Raw genomic sequence first — 24,830 nt, 5'->3', positions numbered from 1 at the left:
CTCTATTTTTCTTAGGCAAGGCTTTCCTAATCAGTGGTTCACGGCCGTGGTCCGGACGAGGGCCCGGCCGACGACGGACAGAAAGTGGTCGACAGTGAAGCAGCAGACATCCCCCCGCGGCGCGGTCGCGACCGGCGCGGGCGCCCTCGCGCTCGTCCTCACCCTGACCGCCTGCGGCGGCGGCCGGGCCGACGACGCCGCCCAGGACGCCGCGCAGGCGGGCGAGACCGTCTCCGTGGAGACCGACTACGGCACGGTCGACATCCCCGCCGACCCCCAGCGCGTCGTCGCCCTGGAGTTCGGCACCGAGGTCGTCCTGGAGGCCGGGATCGAGCCGGTCGGCGTGATCGAACCGGTGGCCACCCTCTACACCGCCGAGGAGTTCGAGAAGCTCTCGCAGTACCCGGTGGTGCAGTCGGCGAGCCTGGAACTCAACCTGGAGGCCATCGCCGAGGCCCGGCCCGACCTGATCATCGGCGGCGTGCGCGTGGAGAGCCACGACGAGTACGCCGCCACGCGCGAGGACCTGGAGCAGATCGCCCCCACCGTCTTCTACGACTTCGACGGCGCCGGAGCCGGACTGCGCGACATGACCCTCGAGCTGTCGCGGGCCGTCGGCGACGGCGAGCGCGCCACCGAGGAGCAGGAGCGCTTCGACAGCCGGGTCGAGGAGATCAGGACCACCTACGCCGACCAGCTCGCCGACACCACCTTCGCGGTCGTCTTCGGCTCCGACGGCGAGTTCGCCGTCGACAACACCAACGCCTGGGGCGGGGAGATCCTCGACACGCTCGGCGCCCGCCAGACCGAGGCGCAGCGGGCCGCGGGCGAGAACTTCGCCGCCTTCTACTCCTACGAGGAGATCGACCAGCTCTCCGACGCCGACGTCATCTTCTACGAGACCGACGCAGCCGGGCAGCCCGACCCGTTCACCGAGGCCCTGCTGGACCAGGAGCTGTGGCAGGACCTGCCCGCCGTCGAGGCCGGGCAGAGCCATCCGCTGCGCTACAGCGCCGCCCGCACCTACGCCCAGGCCAACACGGTCCTCGACCAGGTCGAAGAGGTCCTGGCGGACCTGTAGCCGACACGCCCGCCGGGACCGGACCCGGCGGGTGCCCCCACCCTCCGCGGCGAAAGGAACAATTCCCGTGACCAATCCGTTCGACGACGACGAAGGCGTGTTCCTCGTCCTGGTCAACGACGAGGACCAGCACTCCCTGTGGCCCGAGTTCGCCGAGGTCCCACAGGGGTGGCGCACCGTGTTCGGACCCGCCTCGCGCGCCGAGGCCCTGGACTACGTCAACACCCACTGGACCGACCTGCGGCCGCGCAGCCTCCGCCGGGCCATGGAGCAGCGGGGGTAGTCGGCCCCGGGGCCGGTCCGCGATCGTTGACCGGGCGCGCGGCCACCCGGCCGCGCGCCGCACACCGGGGAGTCCCTGCGGGCGCCCGGACGCCCCGGCCGTACGCTGGGGCGTCGGACACGCAGGGAGCGGGCCGGACCCGCCCCGGACAACCCAGACGACCGCGAGGAGGCCCACGGTGCTGCGCACCATGCTCAACGGCAAGATCCACCGTGCCACGGTCACGCAGGCGGACCTGCACTACGTCGGCTCGATCACCATCGACGCCGACCTGATGGACGCGGCCGACCTGGTCGACGGCGAGCAGGTCCACGTGGTGGACATCACCAACGGCAGCCGACTGGTCACCTACGTGCTGACCGGGGAGCGCGGCAGCGGCGTCATCGGCATCAACGGGGCCGCCGCCCGCCTGGTCTCGCCCGGAGACCTGGTCATCATCATCTCCTACACCCAGCTCACCGAGGCCGAGCGCGCCACGCACCGCCCCAGGGTGGTGCACGTGGACGCCGACAACCGCATCGTGGCGCTCGGCGACGACCTGGCCGAGCCGGTCCCCGGAAGCGACCAGAAGTCGGGAGCCGTCCTCGACTGAGACCCGCGACGCCACGGCCCGGTGATGCTAAGGTGTGCCTTGCCTAAGTAACGACCCGTGGGGTTGTTGTCGCCGATCCGTGAGGACGCCGTGAGACTCGCCCGCCTGATGATCGACGTGACCCCGCTGCGCGTCAGCAGGGAGTTCCGGATCGTCTTCGTCGCCAGGATCGTCTCGATCTTCGGGCTCGGATTCGCCTCCGTCGCCCTGCCCACCCAGGTCTACGAGCTCACCGGGTCGTCCTTCCTCGTCGCCACGGTCCACACCGCCAACGCCGTCTCGGTTCTGTGCGGAACCCTGGTCGGCGGGGTCCTGGCGGACCGGGGCGACCGGCGCCGCCTCATCGTCGTCGGCCGCGCCTCCGCCGTGGTGGGCTACGGCGCGCTCGCCGCCAACAGCCTCGTCCCCGACGACCCCCTGCTCTGGGTCATCTACGCCGTGGCCCTGTTCACCGGGTTCTTCGGCTCCTTCAGCGCGGTGGCGCTGCAGGCGGCGGCCCCCGGCTTCGTCCCCCGCGACAGGCTCCCCGCGGCCGGGGCGCTGCTGGCGCTCAACGGCGAGCTCGGAGCGGTCCTGGCCCCCGCCCTGGGCGGCGTCCTCATCGCCACGGCCGGAATGGGCGGCAACTACACCATCACCGCGGTGCTGTCGCTGGTGACCACCGCGCTGGTGTGGCGGCTGCCGCGCCTGGAGCCCGACGGGCAGCACCGCGGCCGACCGGTGCTGGAAGCGGTCGCCGACGGCGCGCGCTTCGCCGTGCGCCACCGGGTCGTCGGCCCGCTGCTGCTCCTGGGCTTCGCGCAACTGCTGTTCGCCGCCCCGTACGTGCTCATCAACGAGTTCACCGACACGGTGCTGGGCGGCGGACCGGCCATGGTCGGCATGCTCTACACCGCCCCGGCGCTGGGCGCGCTCCTCGGCTCCCTCACCAGCGGGTGGACCGCCCACGTCCGCCGGAACGGAACGGTGCTGCTGGCCGCCGTCGTCCTGTGCGGCGCGGCGGTGCTCGGCCTCGGCCTCAGCCCGGTCTTCTGGGCGGCGTTCGCGTTCCTGGCGCTGCTGGGGTTCGGCCAGGTCGCCGAGGAGATCCTGCGCTACGCCCTGCTGCAGTCGCACACCCCCGACGCGCTGCGCGGCCGGGTCAACAGCCTGTGGACCGCCCAGGCCACCATCGGCGACTCCGCGGGCGCGCTCACCCTGGGCGCGCTGGCCCCGCTGCTGGGCGCCGCCGTGGCCATCACCGCGGGCGGCGCCATGACCGTGCTGTCCGTCGGCGCGCTCGCCCTGGCCTTCCCCGGCCTGCGCGCGGCACGGGTGCTCGCCGAGGAACCCCGCGAGGACGTCCCCGCCGAGCCCGACGACACACCGGTCGCCACCGGGCGACCCCACCGGGAGCGGACCGAGCACCCCGCCTCCCTGTCCGCAACAACCGAGTACGAGGAGTGACCCATGTCCACCGCGGTGCGCGAGCGTAGTGTCGAGATGTACCCCCTGAAGCCCAGGGTGCTGGAGGCCGTCAGCGTCGAACGGATCACCCCCCGCATGGTCCGCGTCCACCTCGGCGGCCCCGACATCGAGGGGCTGCGCAGCGACAACTTCGCCGACCACGTCAAACTGTGGTTCCCCAACCCCGACACCGGCGAGCACGTGCTCCCCGTCGTCGAGGACGACCGCTGCCTCAACTTCCGCGACCCCGGCGTCATCTACCGCGACTACACGGTGCGCCGCTTCGCCCCCGAGGCCGGACTGCTCACCGTCGACTTCGTCGTCCACGAGCACGGCCCCGGCGGACGCTGGGCGGCCAACGCCAGGGTCGGCGACCGCCTCGGCGTGCTGGGGCCGCGCGGCACCGTCCACTACCCGGACTACGACCACCACGTGCTGCTCGCCGACGAGACCGCGCTGCCCGCCGCGGCCCGCCGCGTCGAGGAACTGCCGCGCGACGCCCGCGTCACCGCGTTCTTCGAGGTCGCCGACGCCGCCGAGGAGCAGAAACTGGACGCGCCCGCCGGAGCCGAGATCACCTGGCTGCACCGCGACGGCGCCGCCCCCGGCACCACCGACCTGCTGCTACGCGCCCTGGAGAAGACGGAACTGCCCGAGGAGGGGGTGTTCGTCTGGGTCGGCGGCGAGGCCGACGCCCTCAAGCCGATCCGCCGCCTGCTCAAGGAGCGCGGCCTGGTGCGCGGCCGCGACTTCGAGGTCGACGGCTACTGGCGGCGCGGCGTGTCCAACCTCGACCACCACGCCTCCGACGAGGACGACGAGTAGCCGACACCGGCGGCACGGGCCGGACGCGGGTGACCGCATCCGGCCCGATCGCCATTTCTGGTCTTTTCACCCGGCGGTGGGCGTGTGACGCTTGACAGGAGCGGAGTACCGCCCCCGTCGAGCGTGGAGGACAACCGGTGGGCAAGCGTGCTGGAACGGGCCGCGCGGAGGGGGAGTTCCACGACCCCGACCGCCGCGGCGTCGCCGCGCACATCGAGTGGCAGAAGCAGGGCGCCTGGGTGGTGCTGTGGGGTCCCTACACCCGCCGGTACTGGGCGTTCGCCCGCTGGCCGCTGCCCGAGGGCGGCCAGGTCGTCTCCGCGCCCGACCCGGACGGACTCTACGCCGAGATGCGCCGGGCCGAACGCGAGGGCAAGTACCTCAAGTGGCGCTACGGCCGCCGTCCGAGCCCCGGCCGCGACCCGGCGCCCGGACAGGCCCGCGCGTGAACCGGTGAGCACGCCGCGACGGGTCGACGGCGACACCGGGGGACACGGGGACGGGGGCGGCGCCGGAGCGGTCTGCGGAGTTTCCCGAACGCGGCGAGGAGGACACGTGGACGGCGAGCGCCGACGGCGGGGACGGGCGGGGGACGAGGCCCCGGTGCGCCCGGCGGGCGGCGGGGCCGGCCCCGAGACGCGCGCGGACCCGGACTCCCACGTCCCGGGGAGCCCGCCCTGAAGGAGACCCGGGAGCGGACCGCCGCCCGCCGCCCGCGTCGACCGGGCGAGGCGGACCCCGGGCAGAACACCGGGGCCAGCCGGTTGTCCGGAGCCACCGCCGGGATGCGACGGAACTCCTCGGCCCCGCGGTGACAACGAGACGGCCGCGCCCCGGGGGCCCTGTCCGAGAGAGGACCGGTGGAACCAGCCCAGCCCCCGCCCCTCCGAGGACGGTCCCATGCCGCCACCCCGCCCCCACTACTTCGTGCCGACAGGGATGCCGCGATGGTGGTACACCGCCGCGGCCCTGCTGTGGCTCACCGGCGTGTGCCTGTTCTTCCTGTGGCAGTTCTCCAACGAGGCGGACAAGGCCGCGCAGGGCGCCGCCCTGCACCGCGCCGCCGAGACCACCCCGCACGTCGTGGAGTTCTCCGTCGACGAACCCGCCACCCACGTCGTCTACCTGGAGGTCCCGCGCACCGACCCGCCGCACCCGATGACCTGGCTGCTCCCGGTGGAGCGCGAGGTGGCGGCCACGCTGGAGCACGACGGCGGGGAGCTGCCGACCGCCCGCGGGAACGGCTCCCTGCTCGACTACTCCGGGTTCCGCGGCGGGCTGCCCGTCCGCGGCATGGCCGTGTTCGAACTCGACCTGCCCGCGGGCGACTACGTGCTGGAGGTCACCGACGACACCGTCACCGACGACGTCGTCGTCACCGTCGGCCCGCCGATCCGCAACGCCCCCACCGCGATCCCCGTCTCGGGCGCACTGCTCGCCCTCGGCGCGGCCCTCCTGGCCGTCCTCACCCGCATCACCCGGCACCGCGCCGCCCGCCGGGTCCGCGACATGGCGCAACGGCAAGGAGAGGCACCGTGACCGGTTACGTCGGCTACGACCCGCTGGACCCGCAGATCCGCTTCATGGAGGAACTGGAGGCGGCCAGACACCGCGAGTTCCGCCGGGAGATGGACACGTTCTTCTGGGTGGTCATCGGCATCCCGCTGTTCGTCCTCGGCATGGTGGCCAGGGGCGTCCTCGCCGGAGCGGGCACCCTGGCCGAACTGCTGGCCTGGCTCGCCTCCGACAGCCTCCTGGCCCCGCTCTTTCCCGCCCCGGGCGACAGCCTGGCGCGGGGCGTGCTGTCCGTCCTCACCCTGCTGCTGCTCATCCCCGGGCCGGTGTTCGGCCTCGCCGCCCTGCTGCGCGGCACCCGCCTGGCGGTGCTGCGCTGGGCGCTGGTCCCGCTGTGGATCGCCCTCACCGTCCTGACCCCGCTCGTCGCGGTCTCCCAACTGGTCGCCGAGATCGGAAGGCTGCCGTCGTGACCCCTCCCACGCCCCCCGCCCCGGCCCTCCTCGACCGGGTGCGGGCGCTGTCCCCGCACCGCCGCGCGGCCCTGGCGGCACTCGCCGGGGCGGTCCTGCTGCTGCTCGCCGGACTGGCACTGCCCTGGATCGGCGGAGCCGAAGCCGACCTCGTCTCCTACGGGCGGCAGCCCAGTGGTGAGGGCTACGACCTGCTCGGCTCCCGCGCGGGGCGGCGCGGCGGCGACGGACTGCTGCTGGCCGCGATCGGCCTGGCCGTGGCCGTCGCGGCGGTCCCGTCCCTGTTCGACCGGTCCTTTCCCCGGCAGCGCGCCGTGCTGCTGGGCGGCGGACTGCTCGCGCTGGCCTGGTCGGTGCTGGACATCACCGAGGTCGGCCAGATTCCCGCCGCCGACGGGACCCCGCTGGACATCGGGCCGTCGATCGGCGGGTTCGTCGCGGTGCTGGGCGCGCTGCTGCCGGTCGCCGCCGGGATGCTCACGCCCCGCGACCGGCTGGCCGACCGGGCACGTCGGGAGGCCCTGGCCCACCGGCTGGCGGACCGGGGGAGGACCGCGGCCGCCGCGGAGATCCTGCAGCGCCTGGTCGTCTCGTCCACCGACGCCGACGGCGCGCCCGCGGTGCTGTGGCGGCTCCGACTGGGCCGGGTCTACGCCGAGGCCGGACTGCTCCACCAGGCCGACCAGGCGGTCGGCGACGCCGTCGCCGCCGCCGAGCGCGTCCTCGCCGACGATTCCGAGGAGTCACACCTCCTCCGCGTCCTCGCGGCGCGCCTGGTCGCCGAGCACGACATGCCCGGGGCGCTGGGCCGCCTCGACGAACTGCGTCGGGAGGCGCACACCGGGCCGACCCACGAACGCGCCGATGACGCCGAGCGCGTCCGTGCCGGGCCGCTCGCGCTCCACCGGGACGACCGTACCCGGACCGGGGGAGAACGACGGTGAGCTCCGAGGAGTACTGGGAGAACGAGGACCGCCAGCGGACCGAGCGGGAGTTGCGGGACGCGGAGGCGGGGCTGGAGAGGAGCCACGCCCCGTCGTGTTCGGAGACGCTGGCCTGCACCGGCTGCCTGGCGGTCCTTCTGCTGCTGTCGTTTCTGGGCGCCATGGCCTACGACATCGTCGTCCAGATCTGGGAGAGCCTCACTTCCGGGGGCTTCTCGATCACCCTGGGGCCGCAGGAGTGACGAGCGGCTCCGAAGGTCAGGCCCGTTCCTCCAGCCGTTCCACGGCCTTGGCCAGGAGTGCGTCGAAGCGGTCGGCGCGCTCGGTGGCCGCGTCCTCGATGACCTGTTCGCGCATGCGGTCCGTGCACTCCATGATCTCGTCGGGGTCCGGAGGGGTGGAGGTGGCCTCCAGGGAGCATTCGACGGTGAGGTCCATCGGGGAGAGCGGTGAGGCGTCGGCGCCGAGGGTGACCGCCACCAGGGAGAAGTGGACCTCCGCCACCTGGCCCCAGGCCATCCGCACCTCCACCGCGGGGCCGCCGCCCGCGGGGGTGGAGGTCATGAGGACGCCGTCGCCCTCTTCGGGCAGGGAGGTGCTGGTCAGGCTCTGGAAGGCGCCCTTCACCGGTTCGTCCTCGACCCGGCCGGTGAAGGTGAAGCAGTCGGAGAGCAGCCGCTTCACCGCCTCGGGGTCGGGGGTGCCCGAGAGGTCGCCGGTGGCCAGCGTGTAGTGGTACACGGTCTCCGGGGCGCCGCTCCTGTTCGGTGTCGCGGTCTGCGCCGCGACCTCTTCGACCTCCTCCGGAAGCAGGTCGGGGCGTCCCTCCGCCAGGGCCGTGGCGCACTCCGGTGGTTCGATCTCCTCGAACGAGGGCGAGGACGGTCCCTGCCGGACCACCTCGGCGTCGACGCTTTCCGCCGTGTAGTTGGGAAAGGCGTTGCGGGGAAGCAGCAACTCCTCCAGGTCGGGACCGAAAAGGGGAGCACAACCGGTGAGCACCAGGAGGGACAGGGCGACCGGAACGGTGGAGCGGACGGGGGAACGCATGCGGTTTCTCCGTGGGACAGGGGAGACGGGGGGTTCCGGAGAAGAATCCCACGCATGGGTGTATTCGCGCCGATGACACCGGACCCGATTCGGCTGAACGCATCGAACATGCGGACACGCATGCGCTGACCGGGACCGAGCGGTGAGAAATCCGTGGTCGAATACCGGGTGGCCGGAACCTGGCACTCCCCGGAGGGCGCGGAGTTACGGCATTGGTACCTTCCGTTCTGGGGTTGTTGGCGTGGAGACGTTAGGATCTCCCCGGATTTTGTCCCCCTTGGGGGGTGAAACGGAGCCCTCTGGTTTTTGGTGGTGGATCTCTTGCGGGTTGGGGGTTGACTCTGTGGGGCCGGTCCTTTCGCTTCTCAGGGCCTTGGACGTAGGAAGTGGGACCTTTGCTGCGTGTGTGGGGATAGCGGTCTCTTTTGCTGTTGTCAGCATCCTCAGGGAGATCCGTCATAAATCTCTGCAGAGAAGTGTGGAGAGAGCGATAGAGACAGGAGAGCCGATTCGTAGGTTTCCCTGGTCGAGAGAGCTCAGTAAGGTTCCCAGGACGGGAAGCGTGCTCTTCCCGTGGAGGGGCCAGGCCGTGCTGGCGAAGTTGAGCATAGAAAATGGAAGGATTTCGGGGAGGACGAGCGAGAGAGAGGGCGATGAGAGGAGTAATGTCGTCGGAGGCGAGTTCCTTCCGACCGATGAGATCGACAGGATGACCAGGGAGAAGGCTCGCCACACGGCCGAGTTGGTTCCGCTTGTGGAGGTGAGGACCGACTGGGAGCGGGAGAAGCAGGTCGTTCAGAGGGTGAGTGAAGAGTTGGAAAGGAGACTTGGACCGGTCGACGATGTGATGCAGGAGGCCGAAAGGCTGAAGAACTCGGTCAAGGTCAGTGTCGGTACCCTGAAGAGCGATGACGACCGCCTTGGAAAAGCCGTCAAGAGCCTCTCGGAAATAGTGTCGGCCCACCCCTGTGCGGGCGAAATTGGAAGCAGGACCAGAGGAGGGTCGCAAGACAGACCCGAGCGGGGTGGCGGAAGAGGAGAGAACACGAGGGGAATGATCGGACGGGCCCAGGCCGCGGCGCGGGCGGCGCGGAGGGCATGGGGGCACAGAGGAGAGGACGGTGGCAGAAGCGGCCTGGGAAGATAGCTAATTCTTTCGGGAGGACTCGTGTACTTCTTCTTCTGGACTCTCGTCTTCTGTGTGCTTGTACGCACGGTGACGAGGGTCGTCTTCATTCACTCGGGGTTTCACTCCCTGGACAGTTCTCATGGGGGAAGTGACTCTCTGCAGGTCCGAAGGACGCTGGGTGCTGCCCGGACCGCGCTGGTGGGAGCGGTTGAAAACCTGCTTGCCCTGGAAGAGATCGTCCGCGGGAGGACATCGGGGAGCAGTTCCAGGAAGAAGCAGAGGATCGAGGAACTGAGACTCGCTGTCCAGGATGACTGCGGTCGGGCGGAGAGTGAAGTCTCCCTCGTTTCGGGGAACGGGAGAAGATTCCGCGATGCGCGCAGTGTGTTCAACGGAAAAGTGCTGAGGGGTCTGGCTGTGGACCTCCTGGTTCTGCTCGCTCTTGCGAGCCTGGTGTTCTTTGGCTGAGATGTGGATGTATTTGGTTTCAATATCAGCCTTGTCGAGGGCGTGGTCATGGCGGGAGCCTTCGCGGTGGCTGCGGGCCTCGACCGGATCGTCGCGATACGGAGGAGGCTCAACTACAAGGAGAAGGTGGAGAAGGCTATCAACGCGGCCGTCAGGGAGACGGATCGTTTTGATTTGACTCTGGCGAGCGACCTGAAGAAGATGGCGAGGGACTCCCGTGGCGTCACTCTGGGAGAGAAGGATCTTCGTCAGTCGATAGAGAAGTTGGCGGCCGAAGTCGATTCTCTGAACATCAAGATCGAAGAGGCCCTGGAGAGGATAAAGAATCCTGAGGAGGAAATGGCGAGGTTCGATGCCGTCAGGTCGGAGGTGGATAAGGAGATCGCCCAGGGAGAAGGCCATATCTCCTCTCTCAAGAGGGATTTCTATAGATTCTCCGGTGCTCTGAGATCCGCACTGGAGGTGATGAGTATCTCTGAGGAAAGAGGTGAGGAGGTTGATCCGGACTTCTTGGCCAGAGTGAACATCGAGGTCGAGGAATTTCTGTCCGTTATAGGGGAGCGGAGGCTGACCGGCGCTTTCAGGGGCTCCGGGGTGGAAGGGCTGATTCGTGCTCTGGACGGCTTCGACGTGAATTCCTGGTCCAGAACCAGGGGGATGGAGCTGCGGGATGGGAAACTGAGGATCGGGAGATGTCGGAACAGACTGGTCACCTCTCTTCCCGAGTCCGAGCCGGTGGCCGGACTGGTCCAGAAGGTGGAGAATGATATGAGCGCGTACTCGGGGGGAACCGGAGGAAGTGTGAGTGTGGGAGGCGGGCAGACGATTGTGAGAAACCAGCTTGCGGCTCGGCGGGAGCAGAGGCGGGTGGGAGGTTCCGGAAGGAGAAGGAACGATGCGGAACGCGGTGCCTAGCGCTGTCCTTCGGTTGTGGGGAGGTGAAAGGTGAGCGCTCTTCTGCTGCTGGCGGTATTCATCCTTTCCGCTCTTCTTCTTGTGCGTTCTTTCGAGGGGGTGCTCAGTGAGGTCGGCGCGGAATCTCGCATCGCCGCCAAGAACAGGGTCGACCGGGGGCGGCTGTTGAGGATGGCGGAACTGATCGCTGCCGACGCGGAGGCCACGGCTGAGGAAGTGAGAGAGAAGGAGAGAGGAGGGGCGGCGGAGAGGGAAGCCGCCCCGGTCATCCCCCGTCCCCTCTCCGTCGACGCTCTGCTGGACCAGTTGGGAGTGGAGCCCGAGAAGACCCCCGCTGAAGAGGTGGCCGGGGAAAGGCGTCTGCGCACAGCCGTCTACGCCGTGGATCTCTTCTTCTTCGCGCTGGGTGTGGCCGGAGTTGTTGTCACCGCAGTCGGAGCGGTTCGGCTCGTCTTCTTCTGAAGGACTGCTCCGTGCGGTGACCCCGGTGGGGCCTTGTGGTGTTCGGGACCGAAACGGCCGGGGTGCCGCAGCCGGAACCGCACTCCTCCGTCGGGTCCTCGGGGGTGCGGCAGGCCACACGACTGCGCCGGTCGCGAGCGCCGCCTTCCACCAACGACCAACCACCAGGCCGAGAACCCACCGTGGGGATCACGCCGCTCCTCTCGACCGCGCCGGTACCGACAGGGGCGGGAGGGCCGCCCCTCCCGCCGTCCGGACCGCGACGATCCTGCCAAAACGGGCAATCGCCTGCGGTTGCGGCCCTCAGATGTCAGGATCGATGAGGTGGCCGCGGGCCCGCACCCCCGCAGCCGTCCCGCACCGGAGACCGCACCTCCGGGTGTGGGAACCCTCGACAACTGAACTGGCACGGCACCGCATGGACAACACCACCGACCTCGTGACCCTGTACGCCGGACCGCTCGACGGCCTGACCATCCCCGCCGCCGACCTTGCCGCGCTGGTCCGGGACCACGGAACCGAACGCTTCCTCTTCCTCACCCGCTTCCGGGTCTCCGGCCTCTACCAGGAGGTCGACGGCCGCTGGGTTTACGCCGCCCCCGGCCTGCTGCGCGCCCGGGACCACTCCTCGAACCCCCCGGAGGAGACCCCGTGACCCCGTCACCGTCCCCTGGGTAGCGTCGGCCGTGCCGGGGCCGCCCGCGCCCCCACGCGAAGCAGGAGCACCGGTCACTCCGGGGCGGTGTCCTGTGGGGGCGAGGGAGCGGAGCCGCGGTGGCGTGTGGGGCGGGTCGACTGCGGGGACCGACGCGGACAGGGCCGCGGCGGGCAGAGGCCGAACACCGGGTGGGGGAGGGGTTTCGAATGCGGTTCGCCTCCCGTGGCGCAACGATGGTCCCGTCCCGGGCCGCATCGGATACGTGAACGCCCTCCCGGGTGCCGGAGAGGGGGTGCGGAGGCCGTCAGGCAGCCTTCCCCTCCACGGTCTCCGCCAGCAGTGCGTGGATGTCGTCGGCGTTGGGCTGCGCGTACAGCTCGGTGGGCTGGGGGTCGTACTGGAGGAAGGAGGGGCAGTCGGTGGTCAGGCCGGAGCCGATGAAACTGCCGTTCGTCGCGAGCATCTCGGTCTCGTGGACAACGCGGCCGGTGGCCAGTTCGTAGACGGTGAAGGAGAACTCCTGGCTGAACATCGGGACCGCGAGAGTGCTGCTGCCCGAGCCCCAGTCGTCGGCGTAGTCGCAGGTGTGCAGTTCCTCCTTCGCTCCGTGGCCCTCCGCGCAGACCAGGAGTTCGGTCTGGTCGAGACTGTCCGGATGCCAGCCGACGATGGGGGTGGCGTCCGGCGCGAGGTCCTCGCGCGGTGCGGCCAGCTCGTATCCGGTGGTGGTGTCGCTGTCGGCCGCGATCGAGTCGAAGAACAGCACGGTCGGACGCGGTCCTGAGCCGGAGCGGGCGGCGGCTTCCGGGAAACCGCCGCCGATGTCCCCGCACAGTACGGAGAGATCCTCGAACTCGGTGATCTCCCCCCGTGCCGCGTTCTCGATCGACTCCGCGACCTGGTCGGCGATACCGGAGCAGCCGGTGGCGGCCAGGACCGCGATCGTCGAGGGGACGGTCAGCCAGCGGTCGGCGGGAAAGGGCACGTCGGTCTCCTGATGCAGGGGGTGGGAGTCAGGCGGAGACGCACCCGCACGGCCCGGCCGGATCCGTACCGCCCAGGCGGGACGGAGCAGCGGCAGCAGAAGAGGGCTTCGCGCCAAGGGAAAGCGGGTCCTTCGGACCCCGGTACGACCAGGTCGTGTCCGTGGCCCCGCGGTGCGGGCGCCTCCGCTCCTCCCAAGTCTTCCAGGTCCGAGGAGGGGGAACGGCCGTCTCCCGTGGCCGGAAGTGGCCAGAACACCGTTCGGGAGCCGGCGGGCCCGTCCCCGGGACCGCCGGTCGGGCACTCACGGCGGTTCCCGGACAGGATCACCGGGAGTTGGGGCGGCTGCGACGCCTCCTGGTTCCGTGGACGGCCAGCGCCAGCCAGACGGCGAGGAGCAGCACCAGCGCGGCGGAGGCCGCGGTGGCGTAGTGGGGCAGGTCGACGGCGAGGATCGACGCGGACAGGGCCGCGGCGAGCAGGCCGAACACCGGGTGGAGGGTGGCTTTCACGTTCGGTTCACCTCCGGGGGTCACCAGAAGACTACCCTCGGACATGAGGTGCGCAGTAGACCGGACCGGTGGTCTCGCTTCCGGGCCGCGGATGAGCACTCCCGGTGACCCCGGAAGCGGAACCACCGGGGATCAGGGCGCCAGGGACGGGTTGCGCAGCCACTCCTGCAACTCGTCGCGGCGCTGGGTGTCGCACTTGAGGGGGCAGGTGGTGCAGTAGCCGTGCTCGGGGTCGCCCTTGTAGTCGAAGCAGCAGGTGCCGCGCACCGCCCAGGTGCCGCGCGGGTGGTCCTCGCGGAACGGGAACAGGCGGGGCCGGGAGCGGGTGACCGCTCCGGCCGCGATCATGGCGTCGGCCATGCGGTCGGCGCGCTCCCACGCCGCCCGGGCGTCGCGGCCCAGGAACCGGGCCGGGTTGAGCATGTAGAAGTGCGCGGTGTCGAGCACCCAGCCCCACAGGGTGCGCTTCCCCAGCCGGGTGTGGGCGTGCACGGCGTCGACGACCGGGGTGAACGCGCTCACCAGCGCACCGGCCGCGATCCGGGTCACCTCGTCGGCGTCGGCGACGGCGATCGCGTCGGGGTGGTCGGCGAAGGCGTCGTCGGCGGCCACCGCCACCCGCGCCCCGGTCACCAGCGGGGTGCCGAGGGTGCGGTCGGCGCGCACCGGGAACCACAGGCGGCCCGCGTCCAGCAGGGGCGCCCGGCCGGTCAGGTACAGGCCCGCCGACACCAGGAAGATCGGCTCGCGCAGCAGCGCGCGCAGGAAGTGCGTGGCCGCGGGCAGCCGGTGGCCGGGCTCGGTGGCCGCGACGAAACCGTCGTAGACCTCTCCCAGCGCGCCGTCGGAGGCCATCAGGTCGGCGCGGTGCCACCGCTCGACGTCGCTCTCCCCGCCGCCCCGGACCAGGCCGGAGGCGCGCAGGTCGGGCAGCGGAGCGAACCTCAGTGGCGCGCAGGCGTCGACCACCGTCGTGAGCGGGTGACGCTGGTGTGCCATGCCGGAAAAGCCCCTTCTGCGGAAGCGGGACGGCGCGACAGGTCGCGCACGATTGCGGTCGCAGAAATGAGGCTAGCCTAAATTAACTTCGGTTGGCAATTCCGGCGTACCGGCGCAATCCCAGGTCACAGGGACGAGCCGGGCTCAGCGCAGCAGCACCAGGTGGTGCCGCACCAGGACCCGCACCAGCGCCGCCGCGGTGTCCACCGCCTCGCCCGCGCGCTCGGCGAGTTCGGCCACGGTCAGCGTGCGCTCCTCGGCCAGCGCCTCCAGCATCGGCTGGGCCGCCCGGGGGAACGCGTAGCGGCGGCCCGCCACGGTCAGCGCGACCTTCTGGCCGTCCTCGCGCAGCGCCGCGGGCAGGATCGGGGTGAACTCGACCACGGTGTCCGCCTCCGGCGTGGCGCCGTCGACCGCCCACGGCAGCGAGAAGGACTGGCGGCGCGGGAACCGGGAGTCGCGGTCGGCGAGGAACGCGTCCAGGTCGTGCTGCTCGGCCAGGTCCATGAGGCGGCGCAGCAGCTCGTGCTGGTGCTTGCGGCGCTCCTCGGGGGTGCCGAAGCGGGGCAGGTCGGTGCGCGCGAACTCCACCTCGTGCAGCCGCTCCACCAGCCAGCGCGCCCAGTCGACGCCGGTGGCGCGGGTGAATCCGAAGGTCAGGTGCATGCTGACGTCGCCGGTGCCGGTGACCGTGTGCCACCAGCCGCGCGGCACGTGCAGCACCTCGCCGGGGCGCACCACGCCCTCCCACACCGCGGTCTGCGGTGGGCGGTGCGAGTGGTCGACGTCCTCCTTCATCGGGTGGGGGCGGGTGCCCTGGCCGTGCACCTTCCAGTGCTTGGTGCCGGCCAGCTGCACGATGAACGTGTCGTGGTCGTCCCAGTGGGTGTCGAACCCGTGCGAGTCGCCCCAGATCAGGTACAGGTTGACCTGCACGCGCTCGCGCACCAGACGCATCAGGTCGTCGGCGGCGGCGCGGATCGGCGGGTGCAGCCGGTCGATGCCGTCCAGCACCAGGCTCGCGCCCTGCCGCAGCTGCTCGTACAGCGCCTCGGGGCGCACCAGGCGGCGCGCCACCCCCGACGCCTCTCCGGGGTCGGTGTAGTCGCCGACCGGGACCGGCCTGCCCGCGCGGTGCAGCCGCAGCCGGGGCGGCTCCAACTGGTGGGTGCTCAGCAGGTCGCTGAGCGCCTGGAAGGTCAGCAGCGGCTCCACGGCCGCCGCGCCGACGTCGGCGCGGACGAAGTCCTCCGACAGCCGGGTGCTCAGCAGGTCCTCGCCCACGGCGGCGAGCAGCGTCTCGGTGAACAGGCGGTCGGTCATCGGATCCTTTCCGGGGTCGGGCGGCGCCTGGGACGGGGAGGGGACCGCCGGGGCCCGCGGGCCCCGGCGGTGTGCGGCTCAGATGAAGTCGGAGCTGCCGTCGGTGCCGTCGTTGTCGCCACCCGCGGTGACGTCCCGCGACGTGACCTCCGGCAGGTCCTCGACCTCGACGTCGAACAGGTTGTCGTCCATCGTCTTCACCTCATCTCTCTTGCGGTCGGGGCCGCGCCCGCCGAGGTCCGGCGGGTCGGGGACAGCCCCGTCTGCGCGGCAGCGAACGCGTGCGCGTCGGCCGCGAGCTCGATGGCGCGGGTGACCGCGCGCGGTCCGTGCCCCACGCCGCGCTCGTAGCGCAGCAGGACCGGGGCCGGACCGGTGGCCCGCTCCAGCAGCGCCGCGCACATCTTGCGGGGGTGCGCGGCGTCGGTGCGGGTGTCGCCGTCGAATCCGGTGAGCAGTACCGCCGGGTAGGGGGCGGGGGAGGAGCGCAGCACCCGGTGGTAGGGGGAGTAGTCCAGCAGGGCGGCGAAGTCGTCGGGGTCGGCGACCGTGCCGAACTCGCGCGTCCACATCGACCCCAGGCCCAGCTTCTGGAAGCGGACCATGTCGGCCAGCGGCGCCGAGGCGATGACCGCGCCGCACAGGTCCGGGCGGCGGGCGACCGCGGCCAGCACCAGCAGTCCGCCGGTGGAGCCGCCCGACAGGCACAGCTCCTCGCGGGCGCACTCGCCCGCGGCGACGAGGAAGTCCGCGGCGGCGACCAGGTCGCGTACCGCGCGCACCTTGTGCCTGCCCGCCCCGGCCAGGTGCCAGGCGCGGCCGAGGTCGCCGCCGCCGCGCACGTGCGCCACCGCGTAGCGGCCGCCCGCGCGCAGCCAGGCCAGCACGGTCGCGGAGAACCCGAACTGGCGGGGCCGCCCGAAGCCGCCGTAGACGTGCAGGACGGTGGGGCCGGGCGGGGCGCCGGGCGCGGCGAAGAGCGTGACGGGCACCCGCACGCCGTCGGAGGAGACGCACTCCAGCGCGCGGCGTTCGATCCGGGGGCGCCGCGGGGCGGGGGCGGCGGACGGCGGCCAGGGCTCGGGCACACCGTCGAGCCGGTACTCGAACACCGTCAGCGGGGTGGCCACGTCGGCGTAGCAGAAGTGCACCGTGCCGTCCGGTTCCGCGGTCACCTGGGTGACCATGCCCTCCCCGGGCAGCGGGACCGCGCGGGCGGGGCGCGCGCCGCCGGGGGAGTGGACGCGCAGTTCGCTGATGCCGAGCCGGATGCGGGAGCACACCACCCGCACCGCCTCGGCCGTGCCCGCCACCGCGAAGCCGTCCAGGGGGGCCTCGGGGTCCTCGGGGACCGCCTCGCGCCAGTGTTCGGGCGTGGGGGCGGCGGGGTCGGCCGCGCAGACCCGGCGCAGCGGCGCGCCGTGGGTGGTGCGCAGGTACAGCAGGCCGTCGGGGCCGACGTCGGCCTCGGACTCGATGTCTCGGCCCACGTGCACCGGACGCAGCAGGGGGGCCTCGGGCGGGGACGCGGCCAGGTCGGCCAGCCACAGGTCGTTGCTGTGCCCGGTGCCGTGGCTCTCGGTGACCAGCAGCCACCGGTCGCGGCGCAGCCGCACCCCGGGAACGGTGCGCGCGGCGTGGCACGGGTGCACCAGCGTGTCCGCGCCGCCGCCGACCCGGTGCAGCCACACCCCGCGCCGTCCGTCGGTGTCGTCGCGGCGCACGAAGTAGAACGCGGGGCCGCAGCGCGCGGGCAGCCACGCCACGTGGGCGTAGCGCACTCCGGTGACCGCGGGTTCGACGTCCTCGCCCGTGGCGGTGGACAGCACCCGCAGCGCCCCGCGCTCCACGCCGCCGCTGGAGGTCTGCACCGCCACCAGGCGGCCGTCGGGGCTCGGTTCCCAGGCGTCCAGCGTGGTGGCGCCGCTCGGGTCGTGCGCGGCCGGGTCGAACAGGACGCGTTCGCGGCCCGAGGGGTCGACGGCCACCAGTCGGGGGTGCTCGTCCCCGCCGTCGCGGCGGGTGGCGAACAGTAGACCGCCGCGGCGCACCGGCGGTGACCACTGGGTGGCGGAGAGCAGGGACCGGATGTCGGCGGCCAGGGCGTGGCGCAGCGGCCAGGCGGCGGCCGCGGCCCGGAACTCGGCATCCCGTTCGGCGAGCCAGCGGGCGCTGCGCGGGGAGTCGTTCCGCTCCAGCCAGCGGTAGGGGTCGGGGACCGTGTCGGGAGTGGAGAGGACCGGCGGGTTGCTGCGCACGCTTTGCAATACATCAACGCGGCCGAAAGCGGGTCAAGGCAGGAACGGCTTACCCGGCCAGGACAGGAATGTGGCCGTGACGGCACGTTTGGCGTGCCGCCGACCGCGCGGACCTCGCACTTTCGCGGTGGCGGCCCCTCGCGCGCGGAGCGGTTCCGCGCTCAGTGCGCGAAGGGCCGCGGACCGGGGCGCCCGTGCGGGGAGCGCAGCAGGGCGGAGGCGTCGTGGACGGCCACCGTCACCGGGCCGTCGGCCAGCACCGCCAGCGCGGCTCGGTAGTCGCCGCCCGCGTCCAGGTCGGTCAGCCACACCCGCTCGGGGGCGGCGGGGCCCCGCCACGACAGCACGGCCGCGGCCTCGTGCGGGCCGCTGACCTCGACCGAGGTCAGGCCGCCGGACAGTCCCTGCCCGGTGGCCTTGAGCAGCGCCTCCTTGCGTGACCAGTAGGTGAAGAAGCCGGGGGCGCGCTCGTGGTCGGCGGCCGCGTCCAGCACGGCCCGCTCCCGCTCGGTGAGCGCGTAGGAGACCAGGCCGTCCAGGTCGCGCTCGGCGATCCGCTCCACGTCCAGTCCCACGGCCGGTCCGCGGCTCACCGCCACGCCGACCCGCTCTCCCGAGTGGGTGATGGAGATCTCCCAGCCCGCGGCGGGGCCCGCCGGTCGCGGTTTGCCGTGCGGTTCGGGCCGGTCGCAGTGGCCGCAGTGGAGCAGGAACGTCACCTCGCGCGGGTCGCAGTCGGCCGCGCCGGCGCACAGCAGTCGGGCCAGCGCGTGTGCGACCGCATAGCGGTCCCGGTCGGCGGGTAGGCGGAACCGGGCGTGCCGTGCCCGCTCCGCGTCGTCCAGCAGTTCCAGCAGCGCGGGGGAGGCCAGGGCGGGGGCGGCCCACCAGACGTCGCAGTGGGCGGGGGCTGGGGTGGAGGACACCCCCATATTGTGACCCACGCGGCAGGCGCCGTGGCCGCTGTGCCCCGCCTCACTCACCGGTGTTGATAGTTCACACAGGTTCAGGGGTCGAAAAACCAACGAACGAACATGTTCTGTGTTTGAATTGAGTCATGGACAGTGCCGAGCGGATGGACGTCATCGTGGCCCGCCTGCGTGCCGAGGGCGAGGTGAGCGTTGCCGCGCTCGCCGAGCTCACCGGGCATTCGGAGATGACCATCCGACGTGACCTCGACCACCTGTCCGACAAGGGCGTGCTGCGGCGGGTGCACGGAGGAGCGGTCAGCCTCCTGCCGCGCGGACAGGAACCGCCCTACGCCATCAGGGAACGCATGGCCGTCGACGCGAAGAAGCGCATCGGCACGGCGGTCGGCGAACTCATCAGCGACGGGCAGGCGGTCCTGCTGGACCGGGGCACCACCGTCGTGGAGGTGGCACGCGCTCTCGCCGAGCGACACGTCACCGTGATGCCGCTGTCCCTCCAGGCGGCCACGGTGCTCAGCGAGGGCAACACCGCCAGGCTCCTCATGCCCGGAGGGGAGGTACGCCCCGGCGAGCTGGCCGTGACCGGCCCGCTGACCGAGGCGTCACTGGCCGCGGTCCGCTTCGACACCGCCGTCCTGAGCTGCTGCGGCCTGTCCCTCACCGACGGCGTCACCGCCTACGACCTGGGCGACGTCGCCATCAAGCGGGCCGCCATGCGCTCGGCGCAGCAGGTGGTGCTGGCGGCCGACTCCACCAAGATCGGTCAGGTGACCATGGGACACGTCGGTCCCGTCAGCGAGATCGACGTGCTGGTCACCGACACCGACGCGTCCGACGACAGCATCGCCGAGATTCGGGCCGCCGGAGTGGTGGTCCACCGCGTCTGACCGGACGACGGTTCCCACAGGAGCCGCGCCGGTCACGTCACGCGGCGGTCCCGAGCCGCCGTACCAGTCCCGCCTCCGCGCCGGCTTCGACCATTTCGGCGCGGGGAATCCCGTCCCGAGTACTACGGATTGGTGAGCCGTGTCTGAGAACCAGCGCGAATCCCGTCTCCCCGTTCCCCCCGTCCCCACCCCCGAAGCGGTCGCCAAGACGCGCCGCGCCCGCGCCGCGGTGGTCGCCTACTTCTTCGTCGCGGGCATGATCATCGCCGTCTGGGCGTCGCGCATTCCCGAGATCAAGCAGCAGGCCGGACTCAACGACGGCGAACTGAGCCTGGCGCTGCTGGGCCTGGCGGTCGGCTCGCTGGCCGCGATGCAGTTCACCGGGCGCATGGTGGACCGCCACGGCAGCGCGGCCGTCATGCTGCCCGCGGCCGTCTTCGCCTCGCTCGCCCTCGTCGGCCCCGGGTTCGCCCACTCGCTGCCCTACCTGTTCACCGCGCTGGTCGCGGTGGGGTTCGGCTGCGGCATGCTCGGCGTGCCGATGAACGTGCACGCCGCCCGCGTCGAACGGCGCTACGGACGTCCGATCATGGCGTCGTTCCACGCCGCCTTCTCCATCGGCGGCTTCACCGGGGCGGCGGTGGGCGGCGCGACCGCCCTCCTCGGCCTGGGCGCCGCCCTGACCTTCGTGTCCGTGGCGGCGGTGCTGGCCGTGCTGGCCGTGGCGGTGCGCGGGTGGCTGCTGCGCGGCCCCGACACCGTCGCCGCGACCGCTGCCGGCCGCCCCGCCCGGGAGCGCTCCCGGGGAATTCCGCTGCGGATCGTCCTGTTCGGCGCGGCGGCGTTCTGCTGCATGCTGGCCGAGGGATCGGTCACCGACTGGGCCGCGGTCTACCTGCACGACGCGCGCGGCGCGTCCGGGGCGGTGGCCGCGCTGGGCTTCTCGGCGTTCTCCGCCCTCATGGCGGCCGGGCGCCTGGTCGGCGACCGACTCACCGCCACCCTCGGCACGGTGACGATCGTGCGCGGCGGCGCGCTGCTGGCCGCCGCCGGACTGGCGCTGACCCTGCTCACCCCCTGGGCGGTCACCGGGGTCGCCGGTTTCGCGATCATGGGGGCCGGACTGTCCTGCGTCATCCCGCAGGTCTTCGGCGCGGCCGTGGAGTACGACCCGCGGCGCGCCGGACGCAACCTCGGGTTCGTCTCCGCGATGGGGCAGGTGGGCCTGCTCAGCGGCCCGGTCGCCATCGGAGCCGTCGCGCACACCGTCGACATCGCGGTGGCGCTGGCGGTCCCGGCCACGCTGTGCGTCGCCATCGCCCTGTCCGCCTCCGCGCTGCGCGGGGCCGTCGCCACCCGCACCGCGCCCGCCGGGACGAGCGCCTGATGCCGCCCCGCGGGCACGGCCCCGGCCGGGTACTCCGGCCGGGGCCTGTCCGTCGCGCCACCTTCCTGTGACCCGCTGACCCGCGAGTGTAAGAGACGGATAAAGCGGGAATGCGTCGGCTGAGGCCACGAGAGGAAGGTCGGCATGTCACCGCTGGTCCTGTTGGGCATCGGCGCTCTCGCCGGTTTTGTCGTCCTCGTCATCCTGTTCATCCTGGCCCTGGTGCTGGGGGAGGCCCCCGAGAGCGCGGACGATCCCGCGGACCGTGTCGATGACGAGGCCATCGAAGCGGCGTTCCACGCCCACGGAGTCCGTTTCGGCTGATGGCGCGCCCCTATGATCGTCCTCAGCCCGCAGCGGGCAGGAGGAGTGAGGGGGCGTGATGTCGGTACCGGAAAGGCCCGCGTTCGCGGCGCGGCGGCGGGAGCACATCGTGGAGCTGCTGCGCGCCAACGGCACGATGGCGCTGCGCGACCTGGCCGACCGGTTGCAGGTCTCCGAGGTCACCGTGCGCAGGGACGTGCGGATCCTGGAGGCGCAGGGCGTGCTGGACCGCCGCAGGGGCGGCGCGTCCCTGCCCGGGCACCGGCCCCCGCGGCGCGGGGGCGGCGTCGCTCCGGAACTGGCGGCCATCGCCCGCGCGGCGGCGGCCCTGGTGGCCGAGAACGACGCGATCGTCATGGGACCGGGCGCGCCGGTCGCGGCGCTGGCCGCCGAACTGACCCACCGAGCCGGTCTGACCGTCGTGACGAACTCCCTGCGGGTCGCGCAGACCCTCGCCGAGACGCCCGGCGTCGAGGTGGGCGTGACCGGCGGCACGCTGCGCGGAGCCGAACTGGCCCTGGTGGGCGGGGCCGCCGAGCAGGCACTGGACGGGCTGCGGGTGCGCCGCGCCTTCGTCTCCGGCCACGGCGTCACCGCCGAACGGGGGGTGAGCACCTCCAACGCGGCCGTGGCCGGGGTGGACCGGGCGCTGGCCGAGTGCGCCGAGGAGGTGATCGTGCTGGCCGACCACACCAGGATCGGCGTGGACACGATGGTGCAGACGGTCGCCCCCGAGTACATCGCGCACCTGGTCACCGACAGCCAGGCCGACCCCGAGGTGCTGATGACCCTGGAGGACATGGGAACCACCGTGCACGTGGCGGTTCCCGACACCGACCGCGGGCAGTAGCCGCGTGTCCGAGCGGCTCCGGTGAGTACCGGCAACCGGATACGCTGAGCCGAGTCGACAGTTGGAGGCCCACAGCCATGCCCGCTCCGGTCACGCTTCCCGAACCGTGGTCCCACTCCCGGCTGAGCGTCGTCGTGCCCACCTACAACGAGGCCGACAACCTTCCGGTCCTCGTCGAACAGGTCATGGCACTGCCGCTGCCGGAACTGCGCGTGGTGGTCGTCGACGACAACTCGCCCGACGGCACCGGCGACATCGCCGACAAGCTCGCGGGCGAGTACCCCGGCCGGGTCACGGTGCTGCACCGCACCGCCAAGGACGGCCTGGGCCGCGCCTACGTGGCGGGCATGGCCCGGGCGCTGGAGGACGGCGCCGAGTTCGTCGCCCAGATGGACGCCGACCTCTCCCACCCCCCGTTCTACCTGCCGCAACTGCTGGGCACCCTGCTGTCCACCGACGCGGGCGTGGTCATCGGCAGCCGGTACGTGCCCGGCGGCAGCCTGTCGGCGGAGTGGGGGCTGCGCCGCCGCCTGCTGAGCGGATGGGCCAACGCCTACGTCAAGGCGATCCTGGCGATGCCGCTGCGCGACATCACCTCCGGTTTCAAGGTGTGGCGGCGCGGCGCGCTGGAGGCGCTCGACCTGCCCGGCATCCACAGCAGCGGCTACAGCTTCCAGGTGGAGATGCACTTCCGCGCCTACCGCAGAGGCCAGAAGATGGTGGAGATCCCCATCCACTTCGAGGACCGCGCCGAGGGCAGCAGCAAGATGGACCTGGCCGTCCAGGTGGAGTCGGCACTGCGCCCGTTCCGCCTGCGCCGCTACGAGCGGGAGGCCCACCGCGGCGGACGCGGCTAGCCGCGCCGCCCCGGGACACCGGCGAGACCCGAAGCGCCCCGGTCCGGACAGGACCCACCGCCGTACGGCGAGTCGGCCGCCGCCGAGGCGCCGGGGCACGGCGGTCAGCGGCTCGGCGGCGGTGCCGCGCTCACCTGATCTCGGCGGGGCGCCGCGCCGGAGCGGCGGCCAGGAGCTGGGAGACCCGCTGCGGGGAGATGCCCAGGCAGCGGGCGATCTCCCGGCCGTTCAACCCTTCGCGGTGCAGCCTGTCGACGACGGCGCGGGCCTGCCGCGCCGCCTCCCGCTGCGCCTGCTCGGCCCTGCGCGACGCCTCCCGCGCCCTTTGGATCATGAGTTCGGTCTCCGGATCGAGACAGGCCACGACCTCCACGGTGAAGGAGTCCTCGGCGGCGTCGAGGGTTCGGGCGACGTACTCGCGCGCAGCGGCCTCCGCCCGGGTCAGCCGTGCGACCCGAACCGTCGCGACCCCCTCGATGCGGAGTTCCCATCCTCCGTCCCGACGCCTCGCCTGGACCCGAAACGTTCTCATCCCACCCCTTCAGGAAGGCGGTTCACCCCTGCCAGGCCAATGTAGAGGAGGCGGGGAGACCGGGAGCGCGGAATCGGAAAGACGGCCGACCGGGCCCCGGCGCGCTCCGTCGTAGGATGTCCGGGTGGACGACTTCGCTTGGCTGGGGACACCGATCGACGTCCGGGGCCTGTTCCGGCCGGAGCGCGAGGAACTGCTGACCCTGCTGCGATCCCTGACACCCGACGACTGGAGTGCCGAGGCGGTTCCGGGCTGGACCGTGCGGGACACGGCGGCCCACATCCTCGGCGACGACTACGGTCGGCTGGCCCGCGACCGGGACGGGTACCACGAGGGCCCCGCCCCCGAGCCCGGCGAACCGCTGGAGGCGTTCATCCACCGCGTCAACCAGCAGTGGGTCGACGCGGCGGCACGGATCAGTCCGGCGGCGCTCGTCGACACCCTCGAACTGACCGGGCGCCACATCGCCGACCTGTGGAGGCGCAGCAGCCCCGACGGCAGGAGCCTGCCGGTGTCGTGGGCGGGCGCCGATCCGGCCCCGCTGTGGCTGGACGCCGCCCGAGACCTCACCGAGTACTGGACGCACCGCCAGCAGATCCGCCTGGCCACGGGACGGTCGGCATCGCACGATCCGCGGTTCCTGACCCCCGTTCTGGACACCTTCATGCGCGCGTTGCCACAGACTCTGCGCGGCGTCCCCGCGCCGACCGGCACCCAGGTCCGGGTGGTGGTCGAGGGAGACGCGGGCGGAACCTGGACGGCCACGGCCGCCGCCGGAGGATGGTCCCTGGCGGCGGCGGACCGCGGCGATCCGGCGGCGGAGGTCCGGTTCGACCCGGACACCGCCTGGCGGCTGTGCACCCGCGGCATCGACCCGGACACCGCCGCGGCCCGCAGCGTCCTCCACGGCGACCGGGACCTCGCCGAGGCGGTCTGCCAGATACTGTCGATCATCCGCTGATCCCCGCAACGGCGTTCCACGGTGAGGTGCGGGGACGGGGAAGTCCGGTTCCGGGCCGGACTTCGCCGGCCGCCGCGGCTTCTCCGTTGAACAGGCCGGGGGCGCGGCCGACGCCGTCGTCCGCTTCCAGGGGAGAGGCGTCCTGCCCGGAGGGCACATCCCCACCACGCGCGTCCCCGCGCTCGG

29 protein-coding genes are annotated in these 24,830 nt (G+C 72.2%); 21 read left to right on the top strand and 8 right to left on the bottom strand.

Translation table 11 applies throughout. The features are described from left to right. Positions 1-94: 94 nt before the first annotated feature. From NI17_RS11485 to NI17_RS11440, 10 genes are all read left to right on the top strand, one after another. A complete protein-coding gene (locus NI17_RS11485) occupies positions 95-1,081 on the top strand; it encodes an ABC transporter substrate-binding protein (protein ID WP_068690723.1) in 987 nt (328 codons plus the stop codon). Between the two features lie 67 nt (positions 1,082-1,148). Then, a complete protein-coding gene (locus NI17_RS11480; RefSeq protein WP_068690725.1) occupies positions 1,149-1,364 on the top strand; it encodes an MbtH family protein in 216 nt (71 codons plus the stop codon). A 178-nt stretch (positions 1,365-1,542) separates the two neighbouring features. Then, on the top strand, positions 1,543-1,956 hold the full coding sequence (panD, locus tag NI17_RS11475; protein WP_068690727.1) for an aspartate 1-decarboxylase: 414 nt from the start codon (positions 1,543-1,545) through the stop codon (positions 1,954-1,956). A 90-nt stretch (positions 1,957-2,046) separates the two neighbouring features. Then, entirely contained in the window at positions 2,047-3,402 is a 1,356-nt protein-coding gene (gene entS, locus NI17_RS11470; RefSeq protein ID WP_234401875.1) for an enterobactin transporter EntS, read from the top strand. A 3-nt stretch (positions 3,403-3,405) separates the two neighbouring features. Continuing rightward, positions 3,406-4,227: a siderophore-interacting protein gene (locus tag NI17_RS11465; RefSeq protein ID WP_068690731.1), complete on the top strand. Its 822-nt coding sequence runs from the start codon at positions 3,406-3,408 to the stop codon at positions 4,225-4,227. Positions 4,228-4,364: 137 nt separating this feature from the next. Continuing rightward, on the top strand, positions 4,365-4,676 hold the full coding sequence (locus tag NI17_RS11460; protein WP_068690733.1) for a hypothetical protein: 312 nt from the start codon (positions 4,365-4,367) through the stop codon (positions 4,674-4,676). Positions 4,677-5,127: 451 nt separating this feature from the next. Beyond that, positions 5,128-5,766 (top strand): hypothetical protein, encoded by a 639-nt coding sequence (locus NI17_RS11455; RefSeq protein WP_119267566.1) that lies wholly within the window; start codon positions 5,128-5,130, stop codon positions 5,764-5,766. Beyond that, positions 5,763-6,215, top strand: coding sequence for a hypothetical protein (locus NI17_RS11450; protein WP_068690738.1), 453 nt, complete (start codon positions 5,763-5,765; stop codon positions 6,213-6,215). The genes NI17_RS11455 and NI17_RS11450 overlap by 4 nt, the downstream gene beginning before the upstream one ends. After that, on the top strand, positions 6,212-7,159 hold the full coding sequence (locus NI17_RS11445) for a tetratricopeptide repeat protein (protein ID WP_068690740.1): 948 nt from the start codon (positions 6,212-6,214) through the stop codon (positions 7,157-7,159). The genes NI17_RS11450 and NI17_RS11445 overlap by 4 nt, the downstream gene beginning before the upstream one ends. After that, a complete protein-coding gene (locus NI17_RS11440; RefSeq protein ID WP_068690742.1) occupies positions 7,156-7,401 on the top strand; it encodes a hypothetical protein in 246 nt (81 codons plus the stop codon). Before NI17_RS11445 ends, NI17_RS11440 begins: the two co-directional genes overlap by 4 nt. 16 nt (positions 7,402-7,417) lie before the next feature. On the opposite strand, the gene NI17_RS11435 is transcribed toward NI17_RS11440, so the two are convergent. After that, a complete protein-coding gene (locus tag NI17_RS11435; RefSeq protein WP_068690744.1) occupies positions 7,418-8,209 on the bottom strand; it encodes a hypothetical protein in 792 nt (263 codons plus the stop codon). A gap of 406 nt (positions 8,210-8,615) precedes the next feature. Between NI17_RS11435 and NI17_RS11430 the strand changes: the two genes are divergently transcribed. The 5 genes from NI17_RS11430 (at position 8,616) to NI17_RS11410 (ending at position 11,838) form a co-directional block, all read left to right on the top strand. Then, positions 8,616-9,356: a hypothetical protein gene (locus tag NI17_RS11430; RefSeq protein ID WP_147416841.1), complete on the top strand. Its 741-nt coding sequence runs from the start codon at positions 8,616-8,618 to the stop codon at positions 9,354-9,356. 21 nt (positions 9,357-9,377) lie between these two features. After that, positions 9,378-9,806, top strand: a complete 429-nt coding sequence (locus NI17_RS11425) for a hypothetical protein (protein ID WP_068690748.1) — start codon at positions 9,378-9,380, stop codon at positions 9,804-9,806. 48 nt (positions 9,807-9,854) lie between these two features. Further along, positions 9,855-10,721, top strand: coding sequence for a hypothetical protein (locus NI17_RS11420; RefSeq protein WP_243597690.1), 867 nt, complete (start codon positions 9,855-9,857; stop codon positions 10,719-10,721). 30 nt (positions 10,722-10,751) lie between these two features. Then, positions 10,752-11,183 carry a hypothetical protein gene (locus tag NI17_RS11415; protein WP_068690752.1) on the top strand — a complete coding sequence of 144 codons (432 nt, stop codon included), beginning with the start codon at positions 10,752-10,754 and terminating at the stop codon, positions 11,181-11,183. 319 nt (positions 11,184-11,502) lie between these two features. Beyond that, positions 11,503-11,838: a hypothetical protein gene (locus NI17_RS11410; RefSeq protein ID WP_243597689.1), complete on the top strand. Its 336-nt coding sequence runs from the start codon at positions 11,503-11,505 to the stop codon at positions 11,836-11,838. 307 nt (positions 11,839-12,145) lie between these two features. Here NI17_RS11410 and NI17_RS11405 read toward each other — a convergent pair whose 3' ends face one another. The 6 genes from NI17_RS11405 to NI17_RS11380 form a co-directional block, all read right to left on the bottom strand. After that, the gene (locus tag NI17_RS11405; RefSeq protein WP_068690756.1) at positions 12,146-12,826 is read right to left on the bottom strand and encodes a hypothetical protein; all 681 of its coding nucleotides are present in this window, start codon (positions 12,824-12,826) and stop codon (positions 12,146-12,148) included. 325 nt (positions 12,827-13,151) lie between these two features. Further along, entirely contained in the window at positions 13,152-13,337 is a 186-nt protein-coding gene (locus NI17_RS11400; RefSeq protein WP_147416839.1) for a hypothetical protein, read from the bottom strand. Positions 13,338-13,469: 132 nt separating this feature from the next. Then, a complete protein-coding gene (locus tag NI17_RS11395; RefSeq protein ID WP_068690760.1) occupies positions 13,470-14,336 on the bottom strand; it encodes a (2Fe-2S)-binding protein in 867 nt (288 codons plus the stop codon). A 144-nt stretch (positions 14,337-14,480) separates the two neighbouring features. Beyond that, positions 14,481-15,659 carry a cupin domain-containing protein gene (locus NI17_RS11390; RefSeq protein WP_119267565.1) on the bottom strand — a complete coding sequence of 393 codons (1,179 nt, stop codon included), beginning with the start codon at positions 15,657-15,659 and terminating at the stop codon, positions 14,481-14,483. A 197-nt stretch (positions 15,660-15,856) separates the two neighbouring features. Continuing rightward, positions 15,857-17,917: a prolyl oligopeptidase family serine peptidase gene (locus tag NI17_RS11385; protein WP_068690762.1), complete on the bottom strand. Its 2,061-nt coding sequence runs from the start codon at positions 17,915-17,917 to the stop codon at positions 15,857-15,859. Between the two features lie 161 nt (positions 17,918-18,078). Then, a complete protein-coding gene (locus NI17_RS11380; RefSeq protein ID WP_068690764.1) occupies positions 18,079-18,849 on the bottom strand; it encodes a 4'-phosphopantetheinyl transferase family protein in 771 nt (256 codons plus the stop codon). A gap of 125 nt (positions 18,850-18,974) precedes the next feature. Between NI17_RS11380 and NI17_RS11375 the strand changes: the two genes are divergently transcribed. From NI17_RS11375 to NI17_RS11355, 5 genes are all read left to right on the top strand, one after another. After that, complete coding sequence (locus NI17_RS11375; RefSeq protein WP_068690766.1) at positions 18,975-19,733, top strand: DeoR/GlpR family DNA-binding transcription regulator; 759 nt, start codon at positions 18,975-18,977, stop codon at positions 19,731-19,733. A gap of 139 nt (positions 19,734-19,872) precedes the next feature. Further along, positions 19,873-21,120, top strand: coding sequence for an MFS transporter (locus NI17_RS11370; RefSeq protein ID WP_068690768.1), 1,248 nt, complete (start codon positions 19,873-19,875; stop codon positions 21,118-21,120). Positions 21,121-21,264: 144 nt separating this feature from the next. Further along, entirely contained in the window at positions 21,265-21,444 is a 180-nt protein-coding gene (locus NI17_RS11365; RefSeq protein ID WP_068690770.1) for a hypothetical protein, read from the top strand. 58 nt (positions 21,445-21,502) lie between these two features. Beyond that, the gene (locus tag NI17_RS11360) at positions 21,503-22,294 is read left to right on the top strand and encodes a DeoR/GlpR family DNA-binding transcription regulator (protein ID WP_068690772.1); all 792 of its coding nucleotides are present in this window, start codon (positions 21,503-21,505) and stop codon (positions 22,292-22,294) included. A gap of 77 nt (positions 22,295-22,371) precedes the next feature. Beyond that, the gene (locus NI17_RS11355) at positions 22,372-23,151 is read left to right on the top strand and encodes a polyprenol monophosphomannose synthase (RefSeq protein ID WP_119267538.1); all 780 of its coding nucleotides are present in this window, start codon (positions 22,372-22,374) and stop codon (positions 23,149-23,151) included. Between the two features lie 130 nt (positions 23,152-23,281). Here the strand turns inward: NI17_RS11355 and NI17_RS11350 are convergent, their stop codons facing one another. Then, positions 23,282-23,683 (bottom strand): hypothetical protein, encoded by a 402-nt coding sequence (locus NI17_RS11350; protein ID WP_068690774.1) that lies wholly within the window; start codon positions 23,681-23,683, stop codon positions 23,282-23,284. 124 nt (positions 23,684-23,807) lie between these two features. Between NI17_RS11350 and NI17_RS11345 the strand changes: the two genes are divergently transcribed. Next, positions 23,808-24,644, top strand: coding sequence for a maleylpyruvate isomerase family mycothiol-dependent enzyme (locus NI17_RS11345; protein WP_119267537.1), 837 nt, complete (start codon positions 23,808-23,810; stop codon positions 24,642-24,644). The last annotated feature ends 186 nt before the right edge of the window (positions 24,645-24,830 follow it).

The sequence above is a fragment of the Thermobifida halotolerans genome (assembly GCF_003574835.2).
Classification (GTDB): Bacteria; Actinomycetota; Actinomycetes; order Streptosporangiales; family Streptosporangiaceae; genus Thermobifida; species Thermobifida halotolerans.
The sequence above is the reverse complement of the archived record's forward strand: the minus strand, read 5'-3'. Positions and strand labels throughout refer to the sequence as shown.